16 protein-coding genes and 2 pseudogenes are annotated in these 18,241 nt (G+C 57.1%); 9 read left to right on the top strand and 9 right to left on the bottom strand.

The annotated features are described in order from the left end of the window. The first annotated feature begins 15 nt into the window (after positions 1-15). The 3 genes from AArcSt11_RS00965 (at position 16) to AArcSt11_RS00955 (ending at position 1,881) form a co-directional block, all read left to right on the top strand. On the top strand, positions 16-717 hold the full coding sequence (locus AArcSt11_RS00965; RefSeq protein WP_250593750.1) for an FkbM family methyltransferase: 702 nt from the start codon (positions 16-18) through the stop codon (positions 715-717). Positions 718-868: 151 nt separating this feature from the next. After that, complete coding sequence (locus AArcSt11_RS00960) at positions 869-1,198, top strand: hypothetical protein (protein ID WP_250593749.1); 330 nt, start codon at positions 869-871, stop codon at positions 1,196-1,198. 167 nt (positions 1,199-1,365) lie between these two features. Next, positions 1,366-1,881 carry a hypothetical protein gene (locus tag AArcSt11_RS00955; RefSeq protein ID WP_250593748.1) on the top strand — a complete coding sequence of 172 codons (516 nt, stop codon included), beginning with the start codon at positions 1,366-1,368 and terminating at the stop codon, positions 1,879-1,881. Between the two features lie 121 nt (positions 1,882-2,002). Here AArcSt11_RS00955 and AArcSt11_RS00950 read toward each other — a convergent pair whose 3' ends face one another. From AArcSt11_RS00950 to AArcSt11_RS00920, 7 genes and pseudogenes are all read right to left on the bottom strand, one after another. Further along, positions 2,003-3,115, bottom strand: a complete 1,113-nt coding sequence (locus AArcSt11_RS00950; protein WP_250593747.1) for an Mrp/NBP35 family ATP-binding protein — start codon at positions 3,113-3,115, stop codon at positions 2,003-2,005. Beyond that, positions 3,105-3,782: a TorD/DmsD family molecular chaperone gene (locus AArcSt11_RS00945; protein ID WP_250593746.1), complete on the bottom strand. Its 678-nt coding sequence runs from the start codon at positions 3,780-3,782 to the stop codon at positions 3,105-3,107. Before AArcSt11_RS00945 ends, AArcSt11_RS00950 begins: the two co-directional genes overlap by 11 nt. Before the next feature lie 94 nt (positions 3,783-3,876). Continuing rightward, entirely contained in the window at positions 3,877-6,600 is a 2,724-nt protein-coding gene (locus AArcSt11_RS00940) for a molybdopterin-dependent oxidoreductase (protein ID WP_250593745.1), read from the bottom strand. Positions 6,601-6,604: 4 nt separating this feature from the next. Continuing rightward, positions 6,605-7,420: a 4Fe-4S dicluster domain-containing protein gene (locus AArcSt11_RS00935; RefSeq protein WP_250593744.1), complete on the bottom strand. Its 816-nt coding sequence runs from the start codon at positions 7,418-7,420 to the stop codon at positions 6,605-6,607. Next, a complete protein-coding gene (nrfD, locus tag AArcSt11_RS00930; RefSeq protein ID WP_250593743.1) occupies positions 7,413-8,660 on the bottom strand; it encodes an NrfD/PsrC family molybdoenzyme membrane anchor subunit in 1,248 nt (415 codons plus the stop codon). The genes AArcSt11_RS00935 and nrfD overlap by 8 nt, the downstream gene beginning before the upstream one ends. Before the next feature lie 391 nt (positions 8,661-9,051). Then, positions 9,052-9,495 carry a peptidase dimerization domain-containing protein gene (locus AArcSt11_RS00925; protein ID WP_254714690.1) on the bottom strand — a complete coding sequence of 148 codons (444 nt, stop codon included), beginning with the start codon at positions 9,493-9,495 and terminating at the stop codon, positions 9,052-9,054. Between the two features lie 439 nt (positions 9,496-9,934). Beyond that, positions 9,935-10,081, bottom strand: a pseudogene (locus AArcSt11_RS00920) (transposase); the annotation flags it as partial. Positions 10,082-10,203: 122 nt separating this feature from the next. Here AArcSt11_RS00920 and AArcSt11_RS00915 point away from each other — a divergent pair. The 4 genes from AArcSt11_RS00915 to AArcSt11_RS17230 all read left to right on the top strand — a co-directional run bounded on the left by AArcSt11_RS00915 (position 10,204) and on the right by AArcSt11_RS17230 (position 13,117). Next, on the top strand, positions 10,204-10,779 hold the full coding sequence (locus AArcSt11_RS00915; RefSeq protein WP_250593741.1) for a hypothetical protein: 576 nt from the start codon (positions 10,204-10,206) through the stop codon (positions 10,777-10,779). Between the two features lie 291 nt (positions 10,780-11,070). Further along, a complete protein-coding gene (locus tag AArcSt11_RS00910; RefSeq protein ID WP_250593740.1) occupies positions 11,071-11,955 on the top strand; it encodes an IS1595 family transposase in 885 nt (294 codons plus the stop codon). A gap of 198 nt (positions 11,956-12,153) precedes the next feature. Next, positions 12,154-12,663, top strand: a complete 510-nt coding sequence (locus AArcSt11_RS00905; protein ID WP_250593739.1) for a hypothetical protein — start codon at positions 12,154-12,156, stop codon at positions 12,661-12,663. Between the two features lie 259 nt (positions 12,664-12,922). After that, positions 12,923-13,117, top strand: a complete 195-nt coding sequence (locus AArcSt11_RS17230; RefSeq protein WP_491896762.1) for a DUF8144 family membrane protein — start codon at positions 12,923-12,925, stop codon at positions 13,115-13,117. Between the two features lie 157 nt (positions 13,118-13,274). On the opposite strand, the gene AArcSt11_RS00900 is transcribed toward AArcSt11_RS17230, so the two are convergent. Further along, the gene (locus tag AArcSt11_RS00900; RefSeq protein WP_250593738.1) at positions 13,275-13,853 is read right to left on the bottom strand and encodes a hypothetical protein; all 579 of its coding nucleotides are present in this window, start codon (positions 13,851-13,853) and stop codon (positions 13,275-13,277) included. A gap of 273 nt (positions 13,854-14,126) precedes the next feature. Here AArcSt11_RS00900 and AArcSt11_RS00895 point away from each other — a divergent pair, with 273 nt between their 5' ends. Both AArcSt11_RS00895 and AArcSt11_RS00890 read left to right on the top strand, forming a co-directional pair. Further along, positions 14,127-15,758, top strand: a complete 1,632-nt coding sequence (locus tag AArcSt11_RS00895; RefSeq protein WP_250593737.1) for a transposase — start codon at positions 14,127-14,129, stop codon at positions 15,756-15,758. Between the two features lie 312 nt (positions 15,759-16,070). Next, positions 16,071-17,333 carry an RNA-guided endonuclease InsQ/TnpB family protein gene (locus AArcSt11_RS00890; RefSeq protein WP_250593736.1) on the top strand — a complete coding sequence of 421 codons (1,263 nt, stop codon included), beginning with the start codon at positions 16,071-16,073 and terminating at the stop codon, positions 17,331-17,333. A 295-nt stretch (positions 17,334-17,628) separates the two neighbouring features. Here AArcSt11_RS00890 and AArcSt11_RS00885 read toward each other — a convergent pair. Next, positions 17,629-18,195, bottom strand: a pseudogene (locus tag AArcSt11_RS00885) (M20 family metallopeptidase); the annotation flags it as partial. Between the last annotated feature and the right edge of the window lie 46 nt (positions 18,196-18,241).

Below are 18,241 nucleotides of genomic sequence, written 5' to 3'. Positions count from 1 at the left end.
GAAATCGCTGTACTGGTGGCTGGACGTCCCCCGAATGCTATCCGCCTTTCCCGACGGGACTCGATCGTCCACGAGGTCGGCGGAATCGACGTCGAACTCCCCTTGGAGACGTACTGGCAGTACCAGCGCTTTCGCTGGATGCATCCCGAGATCCGGCTGTTCGAGGACCTGGTCGGTGAGCTGGAGCCAGGAGACGTGTTCTACGACGTCGGTGCCCATCTGGGATGGCACGCTGTCGTGGCTTCGAGTGTTCACGACGAGATCGACGTGGTCGCGTTCGAGCCGCACCCGACCACTGCTAACCGACTCCGAACGGTCGTGGAGACGACCGGCCACGACATCGATGTCCACGAGGTGGCACTCCACGAGAAAGCGAGTACGGTCGAGTTTACCGCGGCACCCAGCTCGGCCGCCCACGTTTCCGGTGCACATGGCGAGCGCCTATCGGATACAATCACCATCGAGACGGTCGACGGGGATAGCCTCGTCGCGTCCGGAACAGTCCCATCTCCAGATGTACTCAAGATCGACGCGGAAGGTGCCGATGCGGCCGTTCTGCGCGGATTGCGGACGACGATCGAGCGGGATCGACCGCGGGTGATCTACTGTGAAGTCCATACCGACGGCGAAGAGATCGAGCGGTTACTCGACGAGTTGGGGTACGAGTTCAAGCCGTTGCGCGACGCCCGTCCGATCCTGAAAGCACTACCTGCGTGACTCACTGGCTGACGTGTCAACGCGGAACTCACTGCCCACCGCCACAGACAACGGGGTATCGGGAGGGGTCTGCGGATACATACGCCGATCGTATATATGGGTAATTCCCCGTGAATATGCTTTTCAGGCCTCATACCGTACGAATATCTGCATGGCACGGAACAGCTACGAGATCACCGAGACGATCGGTGGCTTCGAAGAAGGGGAGATTCTCGACGTGACCGCGCGCTTTGGCGACTGGCATACGTACGAGCTCAAACTCGAGTCGAGAGCCACGGGTCGCCGCTCGAACACCGTCGTCGTCACCGAGCACAAAGCGGGATTCAGCGAGGCCGAGATCCTCGACGAGACAGCCCGAATCGGTGACTGGCACGAGCTCGAACTATCCTTCGAGCCGGTCTCCGGATCGGGAGCGGACGGGGGGCGAGTCGAGATCACTGCCGACGAACTCCACGAAATCGCCGACCCTGTCGAAAGCTGACGCTGTTGACGGTTGCCCGCCGCTCCTCGTCAACTGCCTCGGGGTCAAGTCGTTCGGGAATCTCCGATTTTCGTGATCCCGCCAACCAGTGATTTTCGGACGACCCCGGGGTATCCGCCTTGATTCGTGATGAAAAAGTGGTTGTATCGTGACCACAAACGAGGGGTATGGCCGACGATAGCGACCCTCTCGCGGATGTTCTCGACCGTCTCGAAGAGGCCCGACTCGCGTACGGGACTGTCCTGTTGGACGACGAGCTCCGGATGGTCGAGTGTCTGGACTGGACAGCCTTCGAGGATGACGACGCCGCTGAGTTGGCGCGTGCCACGGCGTACGCGAGCGTCAACGCGGATCTCGTTCCCTTCGTCATGGACCATCGAGACGACTTCTCGACGGTTGACCTGATAGCCGACGAGGAGCCGGACCGCATAACCGGTTTCGATGGGGTCGCCGACACGCTCCCCGATGCTCGTGCATACTACTTTGTTGCCGAACTCGGCGATGGACGGTGGAACCGGGTCCGAAACGTCGTCCCGGATAGGTTTGATCAAAACGGTGTCATCAGAGCACCGGATGCGGGCCGGTTTGCAGTAGCCAAAACTCTCGTCGACGAAGCGCGTGAGCGGATCGGTGACCTTCCCGAGGGCGTCGACGGGGAGGAGATCGACGTCATCGACTGGTGACCGAGGTCGTGACAGAGAACAGGCGGCTGTCCGCGTCTTCGGGCGCGGCGAGGATGTCGCGAAACGAGGAAGCGCCTAGCTCAAGAAAGTCGCCATCGGCGACTGAGGTGGCAGGGGCAGTTCACTGGTCGCTTTCTACCTTGGGTTCTTGCTGTGGCATCGGGACTAGCGGGGTGTCTTCGTCGTCGGGATCTAGTTCACCGACGATCGCACGGTTGACCGCGCCGATGCGGTTCGTAACTACAGCACGGAGATCGAGGAAGTGTTCGGCCGCCGCCGTCTCCTGCAGGACGGTCACGGGTTTGTCGGCGTCGCTTCCCGAACGGATCTCCGGATCCATCGGGATCTCGGCGAGCAGCGGGACGTCGAACTCCGCGGCGAGGTCCGCGCCGCCGCCGCTGCCGTAAAGCTCGTGTTCGTCGCCACAGGACGGACACAAAAACGAGCTCATGTTTTCGACGATCCCGAGCACTGGTGTCCCCCGATCGTGGAACATGCGGATCCCTTTACGGACATCCGAGAGCGCGATGTCCTCGGGCGTCGTCACGACAACCGCGCCAGTCACGGGGACGCTCTGGAGCAGGGTCAGCTGCTCGTCACCGGTGCCGGGAGGGAGATCGACCAGCAGATAGTCGAGTTCGCCCCACTGGGTTTCCTCGATCAGCTCCGAGAGGAGTTTGTCGACCATCGGGCCGCGCAGCATGGCGGGATCGGTGTCGTCGTCGGTGAGAAACGCCATGCTCATCAGCTTGATACCGTCGACCTCCGGCGGGAGGATCAGGTTCTCTTCAGTCAACCCTGGCTGCGCTTCGATCCCGAGCATCCCGGGCACGTTCGGGCCGTAAATATCGGCGTCCAGCAGCCCGACGCGAGCGCCGGTCTGTGCGAGCGCTGTTGCGAGATTCGTCGCAACTGTCGTCTTTCCGACGCCGCCTTTACCCGACGCTATCGGGATGACATTCCGGACGTCCGGGAGCGGACTGTCCGGATCCTCCCACGAGAGGCTCACCGACAGCTCCGGTTCGAGATCGAGCTCGCGGATCTCCTCGCGGATTCGATCGCCCATCGCCTTCTCGTCGGTGGAGTATGGTGCGTTAAACGCCACGGAGACGTGGGCGACGCCGTCCTCGATGCGGACATCGTCGATCAGTCCCAGCGACCCAATGTCCTGCCCGAGCGCCGGATCCTCGACCGCACGGAGCCGTTCGCGGATCTGGTCTTCGTCAACTGTCATTTGTATCACCGTCTTCGAGCACCGTAGCCAAGTCGTCGTCGGTCGCATCGAGCCGGTTGAGCCTGTCCGCGAGTCGCTTGCCGTCCCCCTCGACGAACGACTGGGCTTCGTCAGCGAGCATCGAGTAGAACTCGGTGTCGGCGTGCTCGCGCATGTTCTCTGCGAGCTCCGAGATCCACCGGCCGAGATGCTCCGAGAGGAATTCGTACTGGCGTTCGAGGTAGTGTTCCGCGGCATCGAACTCTCCGGCTTCGAGCGCTTCGATCTCCGTAGCGACGAGCAGGAAGGTGAACTCCAGCTCCGCCGCGACGTGATCGGCAGGTTCGTCGAGGTCGATGTCGACGCCTGCTTCGTTGTACTCGGCCTGTACCTGTGCAGTCGACTCAGTCATCACCTGAGTCTCACTGTCGACGTAGACCGACTCGTACGGCGGTGCCTCCAGCTCGAACGGGCCGACGAACAGCCCGGCGTGGTCGAGTGTCAGCTCGTTCGCGTCCGCCGCTGCGTCGGCGAGGGGGCTGACAGCGATCGAGACGTCCGATTCGTCAGTCTCCGCCAGCGCATCCAGTCCCACGTCGTCCGGCGGCTGGAACAGCGCGGCGAGTAGACTGTACGTGGTCGCCCGACGCCGCTCCGCGGCGACCGCGCTTTCCGACCGTTCGTTCATCGTTTTGGTGTGTGTCATGTGTGTAGATCAATCTGTCCGTGCCCTCCGACCGCTCGCAATAGTCCGACCCGAAAACGGTTCAAACCGGGCCGGATTACGCCTTCTCGATGTCGACCCAGACGTCGCCGTAGAACACCGAACTCCCGCTCAGCCGGTCGTAGTCCGCGACGATGATCTCGTTGTTCGATCCACCGCGTGCTTCCTCGCCAAACTCCTCGGACGCGACCTCGCCGTAGGCCCAGTGGCCCTGCCCCCAGGTTTTGGCGACGGTTCCGGGGCGGATACCCTCCCACAGCTTGACTTCTACTTCAATCTCGCCAGCGGGTGACGCGATGCTGATGCGGTCACCGTCTTCGAGACCGAGCTCCTCGGCGTCCCGTGGGTTGATTTTCGCGAGGTCCTTGTGTGGTTCGTCACCCGGGTTGACGTCTTTGAACTCGTGGAGCCACGTCGTGTTCGCGGAGCGTCCTTCTCGGTTGAGCCGATCCTTGTAGTCCACGAATTTGAACGGATACTCGGACTCGTCACCCATCCCGTACGGCTCCTCGTAGTGGGGGACGAACGCGTCGGGCGCGTCCGGATCGTCGACGCGACCCTGGTAGTTGCACGTCTCCAGCACGTCGTCGACGTCCGTATCGTGCCGGTCAGCGTGGCCTTCGAGAGCGTTCTGTAGCGTCTCCCCGTCGAACTCGAAGACGCCGGTATCGGTGGCGAACTCGCCGCCCTCCGAGGGCCAGCGGTGGCGGTACTCCCACTTCTCGGTGTGCCAGATGCCGCGTTCGCGGAACTCGACCCAGTCGTCGAACTCCTCGCCGCCGGGCCAGTCGAACTCGTTCTCGCGGTAGTCGGGATCCCAAATTGGCTGTGTGCGGACTTTGGTGGCGTTACGCGAGAACGCCTGTGCGCGAAGCTCCCGGGACTCGAAGTCGTCGCCCGATATTTCCTCACGCAGTGACTCGCCCGTCTCCGGATCCGGGTACTCGTTTTCGAAGTACTCCAGCATGTTCTCGAACCCTCTGTCGGCCAGTGCCTCGGCCAGCAGGTAGGGGATCTCCGTCTCGTCGGTCTTGACGTCCCACAGCCGGCCGTTTTCGAGGACGTCCGCGGGATCGTCCGGATCGTCGGCCAGCACTGGCGTATGCAGGTTGATCGTCCGGTAGCCGGCCCCGGTGCTCCGGAGCTGGCCCCATCGCTCGAACTGGTGGTGGGTCGCCGGCAGGATCAGGTCTGCGAACCAGGCCGTCTCGCTGGCATGGGTTTCGATCGTGGCGTGGAACGGTATCTTCTCTAAGGCCTCCTCCCAGCGCTGGCTTTCTGGGTTCGAGAACGCGTAGTTGTTCCAGTACGAGATCAGCACCTTGATTTCGTTTGGATCCTCGTCGATGATCCCGTCGGCAGCGTTGTTCGTGACGACACCACCGCCGGACTCACCGCCCTTGAGCGCGGGGAATTCCAGGCGACCGCGCTGGTCGATTTTCTCGTTGTCGATCCCCGCTTCAGCAACGTCGTCGATATACTCGTCCGGGGCAGGCATGTCCTCAACGCCGGTGCCCGGTGCGTACAGCGTCCCGCCGCGGTTACCGACGGACCCGACGAGTCCGTTGAGTGCGTGGACGGCCATTGCAGTGTAGCTCCCACGAATCTGCATACACGGACCGCCACCCAGCCACGAAATCGCGTTCGGGCCGGCCTCCGCGAATCCGATGGCGACCCGTTCGATCTGCTCTGCGGGGACGCCGGCTTCCTCGGCGGCCCATTCTGGATCCTTGTCGTACAGCTCTTCGTTCCACCACTCGACGACGCCCTGGCTGTTCTCGGATTCCTCGAACGTGTCGGGATCAACCTGTTCACCGGGGATAAAGCGGTTCTCACCGTCGTCGAAGTCGCCGACGAACTCGCGGTGCCACAGCCCCTCGCGGAGAATGACGTGGGCCATCGCCGAGGCGAGCGCGCCGTCGTGGCCCGGTTCGACAGGCAGCCACTCGTCGGATTTCGTGGCTGTCGACGAGAGCCGCGGTTCGACGACCGCGACAGTCGCCCGATCGAGCAGGTCGCCGAACTCGTTGGAGTAGTGGGAAACCTGCCGGTTCGTCGAAATAGGGTCTGCGCCCCATGCGATCACGTACTGGGCGTTCTGAACGTCGTACTGTCGGTAGGACCACTCGCCTTCGGTGTACATCGGCCCGAACTTCTCGGCCTCCGCACAGATCGCGCTGTGGGAGATGTTGTTCGGCGACCCGATGATCTTCGGCAAGTAGCTGTAGAGGATCGGCCGCAGGTAGGTATACCGCCCGCGGGTGACCATGAACTTCTCAGGTTCCTCGTTCTCCCGAAGCTCCATGATCTCCTCTGCCAGCATGTCGATCGCCTCCTCCCAGCTGATGGGCTCGAACTCCGGATCGACATCCCTTCCTTTCTCCGGGTTCGTCCGCTTCATCGGTTGTGTGACCCGGTCGGGGTCGTACAGTTGCTGAATGCCCAGATCCTGTCGCGGGCAGTCGTGGGTTCCGTGAATCTCGGAATCCGCGTGTCCCCGAGTCCTGATGACGCGGTTGGTCCGGTCATCGACGAGGATCTCCGCCGAACACCAGGACGTACAGCCCGCACAGCAACTTGGCTTCCAGTCACCAGTGTGTTCAACCAGAGCGTCACGGTAGTTGTCCGCCTCGACGACCGAGGTGAGACTGCTGAGGCCGGTGCCTAGCCCGGCGGCGACCGCGCCAACGGCGCTCGCCTTCATGAAGTTTCTGCGCCCCAGCGGAAGGCCGGAGCTGTCGATGCCGTCGTCCGTGTCGTCCGTAGTGTCGTTCGTGCTCATTGGTCTAGTCACTCAGTCCTGGTTCGCCGGTGCCTCGCTCGTAGCTGCCGCCGTTGTAATCTCTGACGTACTTTACTTTCGGCTTCGTTCCCTCGCCTTCTTTGAGGACATCCGGATTGTACTTCCCGAGAACCTCGTTGACCTTGCTGTCAGGATCGTTCAGGTCGCCGAAGATCCGTGCCTCACAGGGACACTCCTCGACACATCGTGGGAGTTCGCCCTCGTTGAGCCGGTGGACACAGAAGTTACACTTCTCGACGACGCCCTTGTACCGGGTCGGATGTTCGTGCTCGCCGACCTCCCGGTTCGGGTTGTAGTATGCTGGGGCGTCCTCGTCGACGTCCGCCTGCTCTTTGACCTGCTTCGGCGTTGCAGTCCCGTTTTCGATGACTGCTTCGTTGCTCTCCCAGTGTGGATGGGGGTCTTCCTTGTTCAGGGTGATCTCGTCGTAGGGACAGTTCATCATGCAGGCCTTGCAGCCGATGCACTTCTCGTGGTCGTGCATCGTGATGTTACCATCACCTTTGTACAGGGCGGATGTCGGACACCCGGTTGCACACGGCGCGTCGTCACACTGATTGCACAGCGTGGGCGTGTACTCGTAGTTGACGTTGGGGAACTCACCCTCGGTCTCGATGATTCGACTCGAGTAGGCCTGACCCTCCTGCAAGTTGTTCTCCTGTGCACAGCCGATGTTACAGGCCCCACAGCCGGTACAGCGCTGCAGGTCGATGACCATGCTGAGGTCGACGCCCTCGTCCTGCAGGTCCGTTTCCTCCAGTTCGGCGATCATCTGACTGTCGAGTGTTTCACTAGTCATCGTCGGATCCCTCCGGTTTCGCTACCGCATCTGGTTCAGTCGTCATCTCCGTCTCGTGGCCCGGAACCGCGTCCAGATCGAACAGCCCACGCGCGACCGTGTACAGGAGGGCGAACAGCGCCACACCCATCACGACGATCGCCAGTTCGACCGCAGACGGAGCGTACGCCGCGATTGGGAACTGGTGTCCCGGATCGTTCGTTAGCGCGACGACCTGTCCGCCCATGACGAACTCCAGCCGGCTGGCGAACATCCCGACCAGTACCAGCACGGACGCGCCAAGGACGCCGTTCATCGTTCGAGCCTTCGGAGACGCCATCAGCGCAAGCGGGATGACGAGTCCCACGACGACGCCGAGGCCGATCGTCCAGAGACCGTGGCCACTCAGCAGCATTTCCTGATGGGCCAGCGCGAGCGCCTCGTTCGTGGCGGTGAGTCCGTAGAGGTATCGAAGCGCCGTCAGCAGCAGCACCGCGCCTGCCATCACACCGAGATACTTCGCAAGCGTCCCGGTGAGCAACTCGGTGCTCACTGCCTCCTCAGTCGACGAGGAGAACTTCCGTTCGATAATCGTGATCGCCGCGATGAGTGCGACGCCGGACAGGATCGCCGTGACCAGCAGGTACACCGACGCGAACATACCGCCGTAGTACGGGCGTACCTCTGCAGTCCCGAAGATCGCACCCAGCATGCCTCCGGCGAGGATCGGCGCGATCAGCGCGACGAGTCCAACGCCGAGTTTCACTTGCTTGCTAACTCCGGGTCGCCATTCGAGGATCGAGAACTCCGCAACCAGCGCTGCCCCGTAGATCCCATACAGAACGATCATCCACCACATCGGGGCGCTCGGGTTCGGTGACAGCAGCATCTGCGGGATCGCCCGGAGTGGCTGTCCCAGTCCCGCCATGATCACCAGGCCACCGGACGCCAGCGTGATCAGCGACAACACCACCCCGCGCTTGACGAGTGGCTCGTATTCCTCCATCCCGAAGACGCTCGCCAGCGACGTCACACCGATACAGATTCCCGTGCTCAGGAGCGCGAAGAACACGTACGTGGAGATCAGGACGCCCCACGGCACCTGATCGGTGATACCGAGCGTGACCGTCCCCTGAATGAAGGTGGTCAGTACGCCGTACAGCCCGATCAGCAGGCCGAGTCCAACGGCAGCCAGCCAGGCGTAGTACCGTGGTCCTGCATCTTCAAGAGCTCCCGAGAGCGTGCCGGTCGAGCCGCTCATACTGACCTCCTCGACTGGCGGTCGTGGATTGGTATTCTGCCCGTTGCTTCGGACGATTGAGCGGGGTGAAAGGGGCGGCTACGGCATGATCGTCCCCACCCAGGTATTTGTGACTTGCTCATGGCCCTGTCTCTACCTGATGGTAGAACAAGGACATGCATGCGATCATTTCCACAATATACAGTGTTTTATAAGCTATCTCCTCCGAAGCCAAACTGTGCGTCCCCTCGGTGTCAAACTGTTGAATAATATCCAATTCTTGTGATTCAGGCATATTCGATTTCCGAATACACTGCGGTACTCGGCCCGATTTGAGTAGGACTCTGGGAGTACACGTAGAGCATCTGCCCCCAAGGACCGTGACCGACAAAACGAATAGTCGATTGACATCCTAACCGAACACATCCGATGCTGCCAACTGGACTGGCAAGCGGCGATACCACGTCGCTGTTCGATCGAGCGCGTCACTCGTGATGTATTCATCCGCTTTGTGGGACGTGCTGGTCCCGACCGCGCTTTCGACGGCTGGGATACCCGCTGATCGCAGCGATTTAACATCGCCGCCACCTGTCGCACAGAACGTCGTCGCTTCATCGTCGGACGGGGCGGCTGTCGCTACTGCATTCACAAACGGGTGCTCTGGATCGACGTATGTTCCACTCTTGGCGGATACCTCGACGATCTCGACAGCGGGCTCTGCATCGATACAGCGACGAAGGCGGTCGAGCATTTCCTCGGCTGAAACACCCGGTGTGAAGCGCACGTCGAGCTCGGCAGTCGCCGACTGGGGGACACTGTTGACTGCCGACCCTCCGATCAGTTTACGGAGAATCAAGGAGAAAGCCCCGTGCTTTACAGTAGTTGCGAACGACAAAATTTGTGCATTGGTATATCTCCGGCTCTGTTGAAATCGTCAATCAGTGATAGGTTTCATTCGTCGTGCGAGATATATAGGTTCTACTCAGCAGCCGAAGGAAGTTCTATTCACGTAGAAGCAACTGAATCAGCTGTTGGGTAGCCCTGCTTATAAAACGACGAATGGTCTGTCAATCGAAGGTGAGTTTCGTTACATCGCCCTGTACACATAGCGCGACGGTTTTCGGTGCTCCGTGGAAGCTAGGGATCTATCAACTTCTGGGTTCAGCAACGGCCTCAGCCGTTCAGAGCTTCTACTTCTTTGAGGTTGTCTAGTTGGTATGCTTGTTCAAGTGCTTCATCCATATCATCGTAATCTTCAGCGACAATGTCTATACTGCCTTCATACTCTTCCATCGCATATATCGCTGAAACTCTCCATAGCTGCCGTTTCTGACCGTCCGATCAGAACGACAGCGAGGACAAGTAACACTGTTACGCCAGCGAACCTGCTGCAACAGGTCCGCTGCGACCGATTCCGAGTCAATCACATCCAGCGAAATCATGCCTAACGGACACCGCTGACGCGGTGTCTTTGCTCTCTTCGATTCTACAGTGACAGCTGAGCAGTAACAACAATCTCTTACAGAAAAGCGAATTTTATTATCGAATGGAACACTTTTTAAATATGCCCTCTCCACCAACCCGTCGAACACTCCTCGGAACTGTTGGTATCGCCCTGACCGCTGGCTGTCTTAGTGATGATGACGATGATGATCGGACTGGTGGAAACAGAGACGAGCGCGACGACTCTGATACGGGTAATACCAACAATGATGACGCTGACGAATGTAATATCGTAACTCGAACCGGACAGGGTCAGTCGGACCCGCTCGAAACGACGGCGACAGTTGACGATGTGGATGATCTCGAAGAAAGATGCGCTGAAGTCGCTGCTGACGCCGCCATCGGTCATCTGGACGACAGTCTTGACGTAGACCTCACCGATCCGGAGTCATACTGGATCACTTCAGTAGCAGTACGAACCGACGACGGATACAGAGTTGAAATAAGAATTGTCGCCAGATACAGTACTCAGAGTGGATCGTATTCCCAGTGTCCACCTGAGGAATTCGAGATTCAATCTGCGATTGAAGCGTTGCCCCGTAGAGTGAACGTCATACTCAACACTAACGGCGAAAAAAACGGGTACGAGTGTTCACACGAAGCGTGGGCCATGCAAGAAGAACGCGGTATTGATTAACGAGGGTGTAGCTCTGGTTGTGAATCCATTCTCGAATCGGTTATTGAGTTCAGATACTTTTTGAGGTTGCTACTGTGTCTCACGTTTCTCACTCGAAGGTCTCGGGTGGGTACGATTTTTGCATTCACACCAATAGCAGCGCAGAGCATTTTTGTCTAATTCTATAACATGCGGAATTTTATCACCTGAATATAATTTAAACGCTCTTCCGAAGCAGATTGTTGGTCGGGTAGAGCTGTCGCTGTGAAAGCGTAGCGGGCAAGGGTGACGCGGACGCGTCACCCGAACGCAATGTTCCCATTTGAATTGCTGAGTTCAGAGGCGAGCGCCGCGAACCTGCTGGAGCAGGTTCGCTGGCGCGAGGGCCTCTGTTGCCCGCGCTGCCGGTCTGAGTCGGTGATCAAACACGGCAGCTATCGAGAGTACCAACGGTATCTCTGTAAGGATTGCGACCGCACGTTCAACGACAAGACCGGCACGATCTTCGCGCACGCGAAGATCGGCCTCGACAAGCTGTTGTTCGCGTTCTATTCGTTCCTCCGGTTCAATACGAGTATCCGCCAGTTAGACGCTGAAATTGACGTTTCGTATCGCTCGCTTCGCCGGCGTGTCGAGCAGTTCGCCAGAACGCTCGACGCGCCATCCATCAACCTCGTTGGCCCAGTCGAGATCGACGAGTTCTACGTCTCTGCCGGGAAGAAAGGCCGCGAGCGCGACCAAGAGTCGCGCTCGCGTGCCCTCTCAAAACGTGGACGAGGAACGTATGAAGAGGACAAACCGCCGGTGTTCACGCTCGTTGATCGCGGCAGCGATCACCGATACGTCGTCCCGGCGAAATCCGCCGACGAAGCAACGGTGCGACTCCTTCTCGACAACCACGAGAAGGAGTCGCTAACCGTCTACACTGACGGATTTCGAGCTTACGACCCACTCGACGATGACGAGAGCTTCCACCGAGAAGCAGTAATTCACGGTGACGGCGAGTACGTTGATGGAGACGCACACGTGAACACGTGCGAGAGCCACGCGTCGCTGGCGCGACGGTGGCTCTCGCCGCATCGAGGCGTCTCAAAGGACAAACTCACAGCGTATCTCAGACCGTTCCAACTTCGGCGACGAATCCTCCGCAAACCGGGACGAGAAGCACTGAAACAGATCATCCGAGAAGTTATCTGACTCACCAACAATGTACTTCACAAGAGCGATAAAATTAATTGTTCCTCGGTAGGAGACTGCTGATACGGTCACAGTATTCTAACAAGTAGCCACAACCACCGACCTGAACGCTATATATACCGAATAGAGCTTACCCGAGCCAGACCACAATCGCAAGACAGTAAGTCATCAACAATGTCTACACAAGAGCGTTTAATTATGAAGCGTAGAGTAGTACTCGCTATAACTGAGGGGATCATTCTCTCCACTGTGGCGGGATGCCTTGGTGAAGAACAACCCGTTCCCGATGAATTGGATGTGCAAACACGTCACTGGGTAGATGATCTACTTGAAGAAGGCATTTCGCACCAGCGACAGGAGCGAGAGGAATCCGTTAGCCGATATCACGAACTTCTCACAGACGAGTCAACAGCGCAGAACCACATCAACGGTGATGACGAAGTGATGGAATTCGTCGAAGGGACGGACTTCACCGGGTCGTATCTGGTTGTTGTGCAAAATATGATGCAAAGCGCACGGTGGTTGGAACTCCAGCAGATCGAACGAACCGAGCGGGGACTGGATATTGCAGTTGAGACGGCTTCCCCGGACGAACCGTACGGAGACGACGCAACAGTCCACTCGTTACTAATCCGGGAGACTGACGAACAGGCTGGAACTCCCGATGACCTTTCGGTGACCATTGATGGAGAACCGACCGATACATAGAGCACCTGAGCCTTGTTTAGACGCTGCAGTAATCGGCTATCACGCTTTGTTCTCCGTGTGCGAAACCGGACAGTGGGGCGCTCACCACCGGGTTCTGGTTGGACGAAAAGCCTCTTGACTCGTCTCTTCGGAAGCGTCTAAACAAGGCCGAGCACCTGTATTGAGCAAACAGAAAGAGCGGAAGACAGCGTTTGAGAATCCTCATATGACACCATCCAATTTGGACAAAATACTTACCGGTGGGCGATGATTTATAATTATGTCAGTATCAAAGAACAGAGATGCATTTGCCGAGTGGAAATTTGGCCTATTCATCGCATTTGTAGCTTTCATATCTTTCGGAGGGGGTATGATTCTATTCAATTACTTGAATTTCCAGTACGACGTTGTTGGAGGTATACTAGGAGCTATCCTTGGATTCCTACTAGTGTCCTACCTAACATATTATCTCTAACTAGGCTTGGGAATAGTGGTAAATTGAGCTTGTCAAGGATTTTCGTAAATTTCCGCTTTCGTTTCCGGAATCGTTTCCGAAATTAGATTACCGAGTGAAGAATCTCACACCACCTGTCAAATGACACAATGACCATAGACTGTATCTGATTATCAGGTCAACTCTCCTCGGAATTGTCCGTCTCTTCCTGTTCACCCCACACTTCTGTTCTCCCAAGGTCCGTCTCATCAAGTGATTGGGTGTGCTCACTCACTGGGTCGGGTAACGAGGAATCAAGCGATTCTGTACTGGCATCTTGGATGATCATGTCCAGATACTCTTCAATATTCGCTACAAACCCGTCCGGGTCCTCAACCCAATCAGTATATTCGTCTTTTGCACGTTGGTACTCCCGTCGAATCGTTCGTAACCGGTCGTGGCGCTGTGTTACGCCGATCTCTTGCATTCGTTGGACAATAACTTCACCCATCGGTGTCAATCGATACACTCGGTAGTACTTCCCATCACGTTTCTGCTGGTCAATCCGTCTCAGATGCAAGCCTTCAGCACGTGCATGTAATTCGGTCAGCGTTCCATCCCCGATTGCCAATTCCTCTTGCATTTCAACGAATCTTCGCGGCTCCTGACTCAGAAACGAGAGATACTCCACAGCGCCGCGCTCCAATACGAACTCGCGGAGTTCATTAGGATACTCATCGCCAAACCATACACTCCGGTCAGAGCCCGACTTATCCATACCATCCGTAACAATGCCCAGCACCCATTTCTATACTGAAGAAGACTTCTATGAGAAGTAAACCTCATTCAGAAACTTGTTTCCCTCGGAAATGTACGCTCGTCTGATGTGAGCTTCTATAAGAGAGAAACCTTCCGAAGAAGACTACTTCGCACGAATTTCTTCTTTTAGACTTCAGCTTATCATCCGGAAACACAGAGTATTATTCAGAAATTCCGGAAACGCCACACCAGCGTATAGGTTCACTCTGAAGTAACTAATCTCTCACCAACGATGACATCCAACCGTAGTCCACAACCAATCCACGAGTGCCTTTCCAGCCAGATAGTCAAACAGGCGACCGCTCAACTTGAAAAAGGAAACTTCGACCCGTTCGTCATCGCCTGTAGCCTCTCGTTCGATTCACTCGATACGGTTACAGATGCACGGGCAGACTGGCACTACAAGTACGACCTCGCGCCGCACATTCGCACAATGGTGTTCTACCACCTTCGCGGTGACAACAACTGGTCAGCACTCCACCGATTCCTTTCGAAGAAGGATCGCGCCACCACCATCGGCTACGATCCTGAAAAATTCACCAGCGACAACTCTGCACCCAGTCGAACCGCGCTCACACGCGCATGGAACGACTACATGAGCGACCCGCTGAAGAACACGATCGCTCACGCTGCAACAGAGATACGGAAAACTGCTCGGGAGCATGCAACTCCTGTCGATGTTGACGCCCTTGACCAGGAAGATAGAGAAGACGCATCAACGCGAACGAAACAACGGGTGAAGAGCGAAGCATCGGAAGACGTTGCTCGGAAGACCCGCGAATGGTTCTACCCTGAGATTGACCTTGGCTTGGCAGAGGATGCAGTCTTCGAGAATGAAGACCTGCTTGACCTGATGGTGCATATGTGTCGGGAACGCGACTTCGCTAACAACGCCGCCGACACGTGGAGTCTTGATTCCGATGACAGGCGAAAGACACCGTCTGGTGATACGCTCAGAGACCACATCCGCGCGTTCGATGAGCTGGAGAACAACGAGGTCACCGAACTCTTCGATAACGCGAAAGAAACGCTGTGGACGATCGCTGAACAGAAAGGCTTCCTCAACGGTATCGTTGATGTAGCGATTGACGAGCACAACTGGCGGCACTACAGCGACCTGGAGACACCGCGGACGATGCAGGTCAAGCACGACAGCGGGACCAACCGAGCGTACCAGTTCCTCACCCTCTCGGTGATTGGTGAGACGGGCGAACGGTTCGTTGTAGACTTCCACCAAATCGCGTCGAAACAAGAGAAGGTGGAAGGCGTCAAACAGCTCGTCAACGAAGCCCAGGAGCGTCTGATTGTTCGAGACGTGTTCATGGACCGCGGGTTCAGCCAAGTCCTGTACATTCAGGCATTACATGAGACAGGCGCGAACTTCGTAATTCGAGCTCGCCGGAACTCGAAAACGAAGAAGATGTGGGAGAATGCTGACGAAGACGGCATTAACATCGAACACGACGTGACGATGAGTCGATCGCGTGCACCGTACGAGTCAACGACCGTAACGCGTGTGGTGACGCCACCGAAAGAAGGGAGTGGTGATGAGTACTTCACGTACATCACGAACCGGACGCTGACGAAGCGCTCGGCGCAGCGGATTGCGAAGTCGTATGAGCGGAGATGGGGGATCGAGACGAGCTTCCGTGTCGTGCTGGATTTCCTGCCGCGAACAGCTTCGATGGACTTTGCGCTGCGGATGTTCTACTTTTCGTTTGCGACGTTATTCTACAACATGTGGGTGTTGGTGAATCTGTTGGTGCGTGAAGCGCTTGGGATTCCAGAAGCGGAGACGCCGCCTGTGACGGCGAAGATGCTGCTCGCGTACGTTCACAGCCTCTGGGACAACGCGGTCTCATAGTAGGCTTCTGCGGCTCGTGATCGCAAACTGGCGAGCGGCAGCACTCTCGCCAATTCTTTTTATTCGATTGTTTTCGACCGTATCTAATTCTTGTCGGGTTAGAAACACCTATCGGGAGTAAATTACGGTGTATTAGAGAGCGTGATAAGCTCTGATGTTCCTGTTTTCGGTCCGTTCAATGCACAATCCGCAACTACTGTTTAGCGCGGGGATGAATCCGACAACTGGGGTAACGAAATACGCTCGTAGCTCCGGCTGGATATTTCACGCCGGGAACCAACATTTATGTAAGCAAAACTACTATGCTTACATATGTCGAATCAGGTTGTCACTCGGACACTCAAAGCGAGTATCCAAAACCACTCGCAAGTCAGTGACGACCTTGATTCGCATGGCTTCGCCGCCAGCAAATTGTGGAACGTCGGACGATGGACGATTTCGCGTATCTGGGATTCTATCGGTCACATTCCAGATGCCGATGAACTCTGTTCGTACCTGAAAAATCACGAACGCTATGCAGACCTACACAGCCAATCTAGTCAACGAGTTCTTCAAGAACTCGGTGAGGCGTTCATCTCGTGGTACAACAAAGATGACTCAGACGCGAACCCGCCCGGCTACCGCAAACACGGCGACGAACACCCACACTCCACCGTGACGTGGAAAAATCAAGGCTTCAAACTCGACACCCAGTACAACCGTGTTCGTCTCTCGAAAGGCACGAACATGAAAGAGTCGCGCTACGCCGCTGACTACATCCTCTGTGAATACACACTTCAGACAAACGACCAGATGCTTGAAGCTGTTGAAAACGTTCAGACAGTGCGTGCTGTCTGGACCGGCGACCAGTGGGAGCTACACTTTGTGTGTAAGATGCAGATTGAGACGCCCGAAACGCCCAGTGAGAAAACAGCAGGTGTTGACCTCGGTATCTGTAACACGGCGGCTATCTCTGTCGGTGACGAGACACTGCTGTATCCGGGCAATGCCCTGAAAGAAGATGCCCACTACTTCAGACAGCAGGAATACGAGACGGAAGGCGACAACGGCCCAAGCGACCATGCAGAGTGGGCACGGCAGAAAAAATCCCGGCGACAAGAACACTTCCTGCACGCCCTATCGAAAGATATTGTCAAGCAGTGTGCTGACAGAGGCGTAGGAACAATAGCAGTCGGCCACCCGAAGAATATCCGCGACGATACTGACTGGGGTCGACACGAAAACAAACGCCTGCATGATTGGGCGTTTGAAACATTGCTCAGTCACATCGAGTACAAGGCCGAAGAACGTGGCATCAACGTGGAGCGGGTTAATGAATACAAGTTGGCAACGTCGATAACGTGCTGTGAGTGTGGAACGAAAACCGATTCAAACCGTGTTGAACGTGGGTTGTACGTCTGTGAGAACTGTGGACTGGTTGCTAACAGCGACCTGAACGCGGCGGAGAACATGCGAGTGACGGTAACTCCGAATCCTGAAGAGGATAGGAGTAACGGCTGTTTGGCACAGCCATTGGTACGCCTGTTCGACAAATCAACGGGGAGAGTAGCCCCACAAGAACAGGTGCGACCGTAGACCCTAATATCCCAACGTGGGAATCCTCGCGCTTCAGCGCGGGGAGGATGTCAACGAGGTTCACGGTTGGATACTCGAAGAGGTCCCGTGACGCGCACTCGTGCTGTGGACACCGCTGCGCGTGGTGGTCAAGTGAATCATCGATGATGCGGCCGACAGGATCTGGATAGGACAACCTATCCTCGGTTACTGACTCACGGCAGTCAGCAGCAACGGAGTAGAGCCTGTCCACGGCGTTCTCACCACACATTGGACGGGAACCGTGCGCAGCCTGTCCCGTTGCTTCGAGTGTCAGCCATAGACGGCCCTTATCAGCAACGGCGATCGCTGGCTCGTTATCGACGGTCGTTGTCTCACCTACTACCGCGGCATTCGCAGTGATCAAATCCGTATCGAGCACAGCTTCAATCCCCGCACATCCGCCCGTTTCCTCGTCGCTGACGAACGCGAACTGCAGCGTTACTGGAGGCGTCTTGTCAGCGAACGCCCGCATCGTGTCGAGCATAGCGGCGACCGCACCTTTCATATCCGTCGCCCCGCGTCCGTATAGACGATTGTCAACGCGTTCGCCAAGCGGGTCGTATGACCACGAGTCCCGTTCGAAGGGGACAGTGTCGAGATGCCCCTCGTACAACAGCGTCCACTCGCGTGCCCCCGGAATCGTCGCAACGAGGTTCGGCCTACCGGGATCTGTTTCAACCCGTTCGAACTCAACGCCGAGTTCCGTAATTCGCTGTTCGACCCAGTCGAAGACCTGTCGGGTCTCGCCGGGTGGATTTTGAGTATCGAATGCAAGTAGCTCAAGCGTCGTCTCGGCTATCCTCTCCCGGCGCTCGGGGATCTCCGTCTGAATCCTTGTCATCAGTCTACGTGCCTCCCAGTTGCTTCCTGCCGACGGGGAATCAGGT

The organism is Natranaeroarchaeum aerophilus (assembly GCF_023638055.1).
GTDB classification, from domain to species: domain Archaea; phylum Halobacteriota; class Halobacteria; order Halobacteriales; family Natronoarchaeaceae; genus Natranaeroarchaeum; species Natranaeroarchaeum aerophilum.
This window is presented reverse-complemented; position numbering and strand designations above follow the sequence as displayed.

What these genes read in the sequence shown, in the direction of transcription:
- AArcSt11_RS00910 (WP_250593740.1), top strand. Translation starts at nt 11,071, where the DNA reads ATGTTCCCATTTGAATTGCTGAGTTCAGAGGCGAGCGCCGCGAACCTG.
- AArcSt11_RS00940 (WP_250593745.1), bottom strand. Translation starts at nt 6,600, where the DNA reads ATGAGCACGAACGACACTACGGACGACACGGACGACGGCATCGACAGC.
- AArcSt11_RS17230 (WP_491896762.1), top strand. Translation starts at nt 12,923, where the DNA reads ATGTCAGTATCAAAGAACAGAGATGCATTTGCCGAGTGGAAATTTGGC.
- AArcSt11_RS00955 (WP_250593748.1), top strand. Translation starts at nt 1,366, where the DNA reads ATGGCCGACGATAGCGACCCTCTCGCGGATGTTCTCGACCGTCTCGAA.
- AArcSt11_RS00915 (WP_250593741.1), top strand. Translation starts at nt 10,204, where the DNA reads ATGCCCTCTCCACCAACCCGTCGAACACTCCTCGGAACTGTTGGTATC.
- AArcSt11_RS00960 (WP_250593749.1), top strand. Translation starts at nt 869, where the DNA reads ATGGCACGGAACAGCTACGAGATCACCGAGACGATCGGTGGCTTCGAA.
- AArcSt11_RS00905 (WP_250593739.1), top strand. Translation starts at nt 12,154, where the DNA reads ATGAAGCGTAGAGTAGTACTCGCTATAACTGAGGGGATCATTCTCTCC.
- AArcSt11_RS00895 (WP_250593737.1), top strand. Translation starts at nt 14,127, where the DNA reads ATGACATCCAACCGTAGTCCACAACCAATCCACGAGTGCCTTTCCAGC.
- AArcSt11_RS00890 (WP_250593736.1), top strand. Translation starts at nt 16,071, where the DNA reads ATGTCGAATCAGGTTGTCACTCGGACACTCAAAGCGAGTATCCAAAAC.
- AArcSt11_RS00950 (WP_250593747.1), bottom strand. Translation starts at nt 3,115, where the DNA reads ATGACAGTTGACGAAGACCAGATCCGCGAACGGCTCCGTGCGGTCGAG.
- AArcSt11_RS00900 (WP_250593738.1), bottom strand. Translation starts at nt 13,853, where the DNA reads ATGGATAAGTCGGGCTCTGACCGGAGTGTATGGTTTGGCGATGAGTAT.
- AArcSt11_RS00935 (WP_250593744.1), bottom strand. Translation starts at nt 7,420, where the DNA reads ATGACTAGTGAAACACTCGACAGTCAGATGATCGCCGAACTGGAGGAA.
- nrfD (WP_250593743.1), bottom strand. Translation starts at nt 8,660, where the DNA reads ATGAGCGGCTCGACCGGCACGCTCTCGGGAGCTCTTGAAGATGCAGGA.
- AArcSt11_RS00945 (WP_250593746.1), bottom strand. Translation starts at nt 3,782, where the DNA reads ATGAACGAACGGTCGGAAAGCGCGGTCGCCGCGGAGCGGCGTCGGGCG.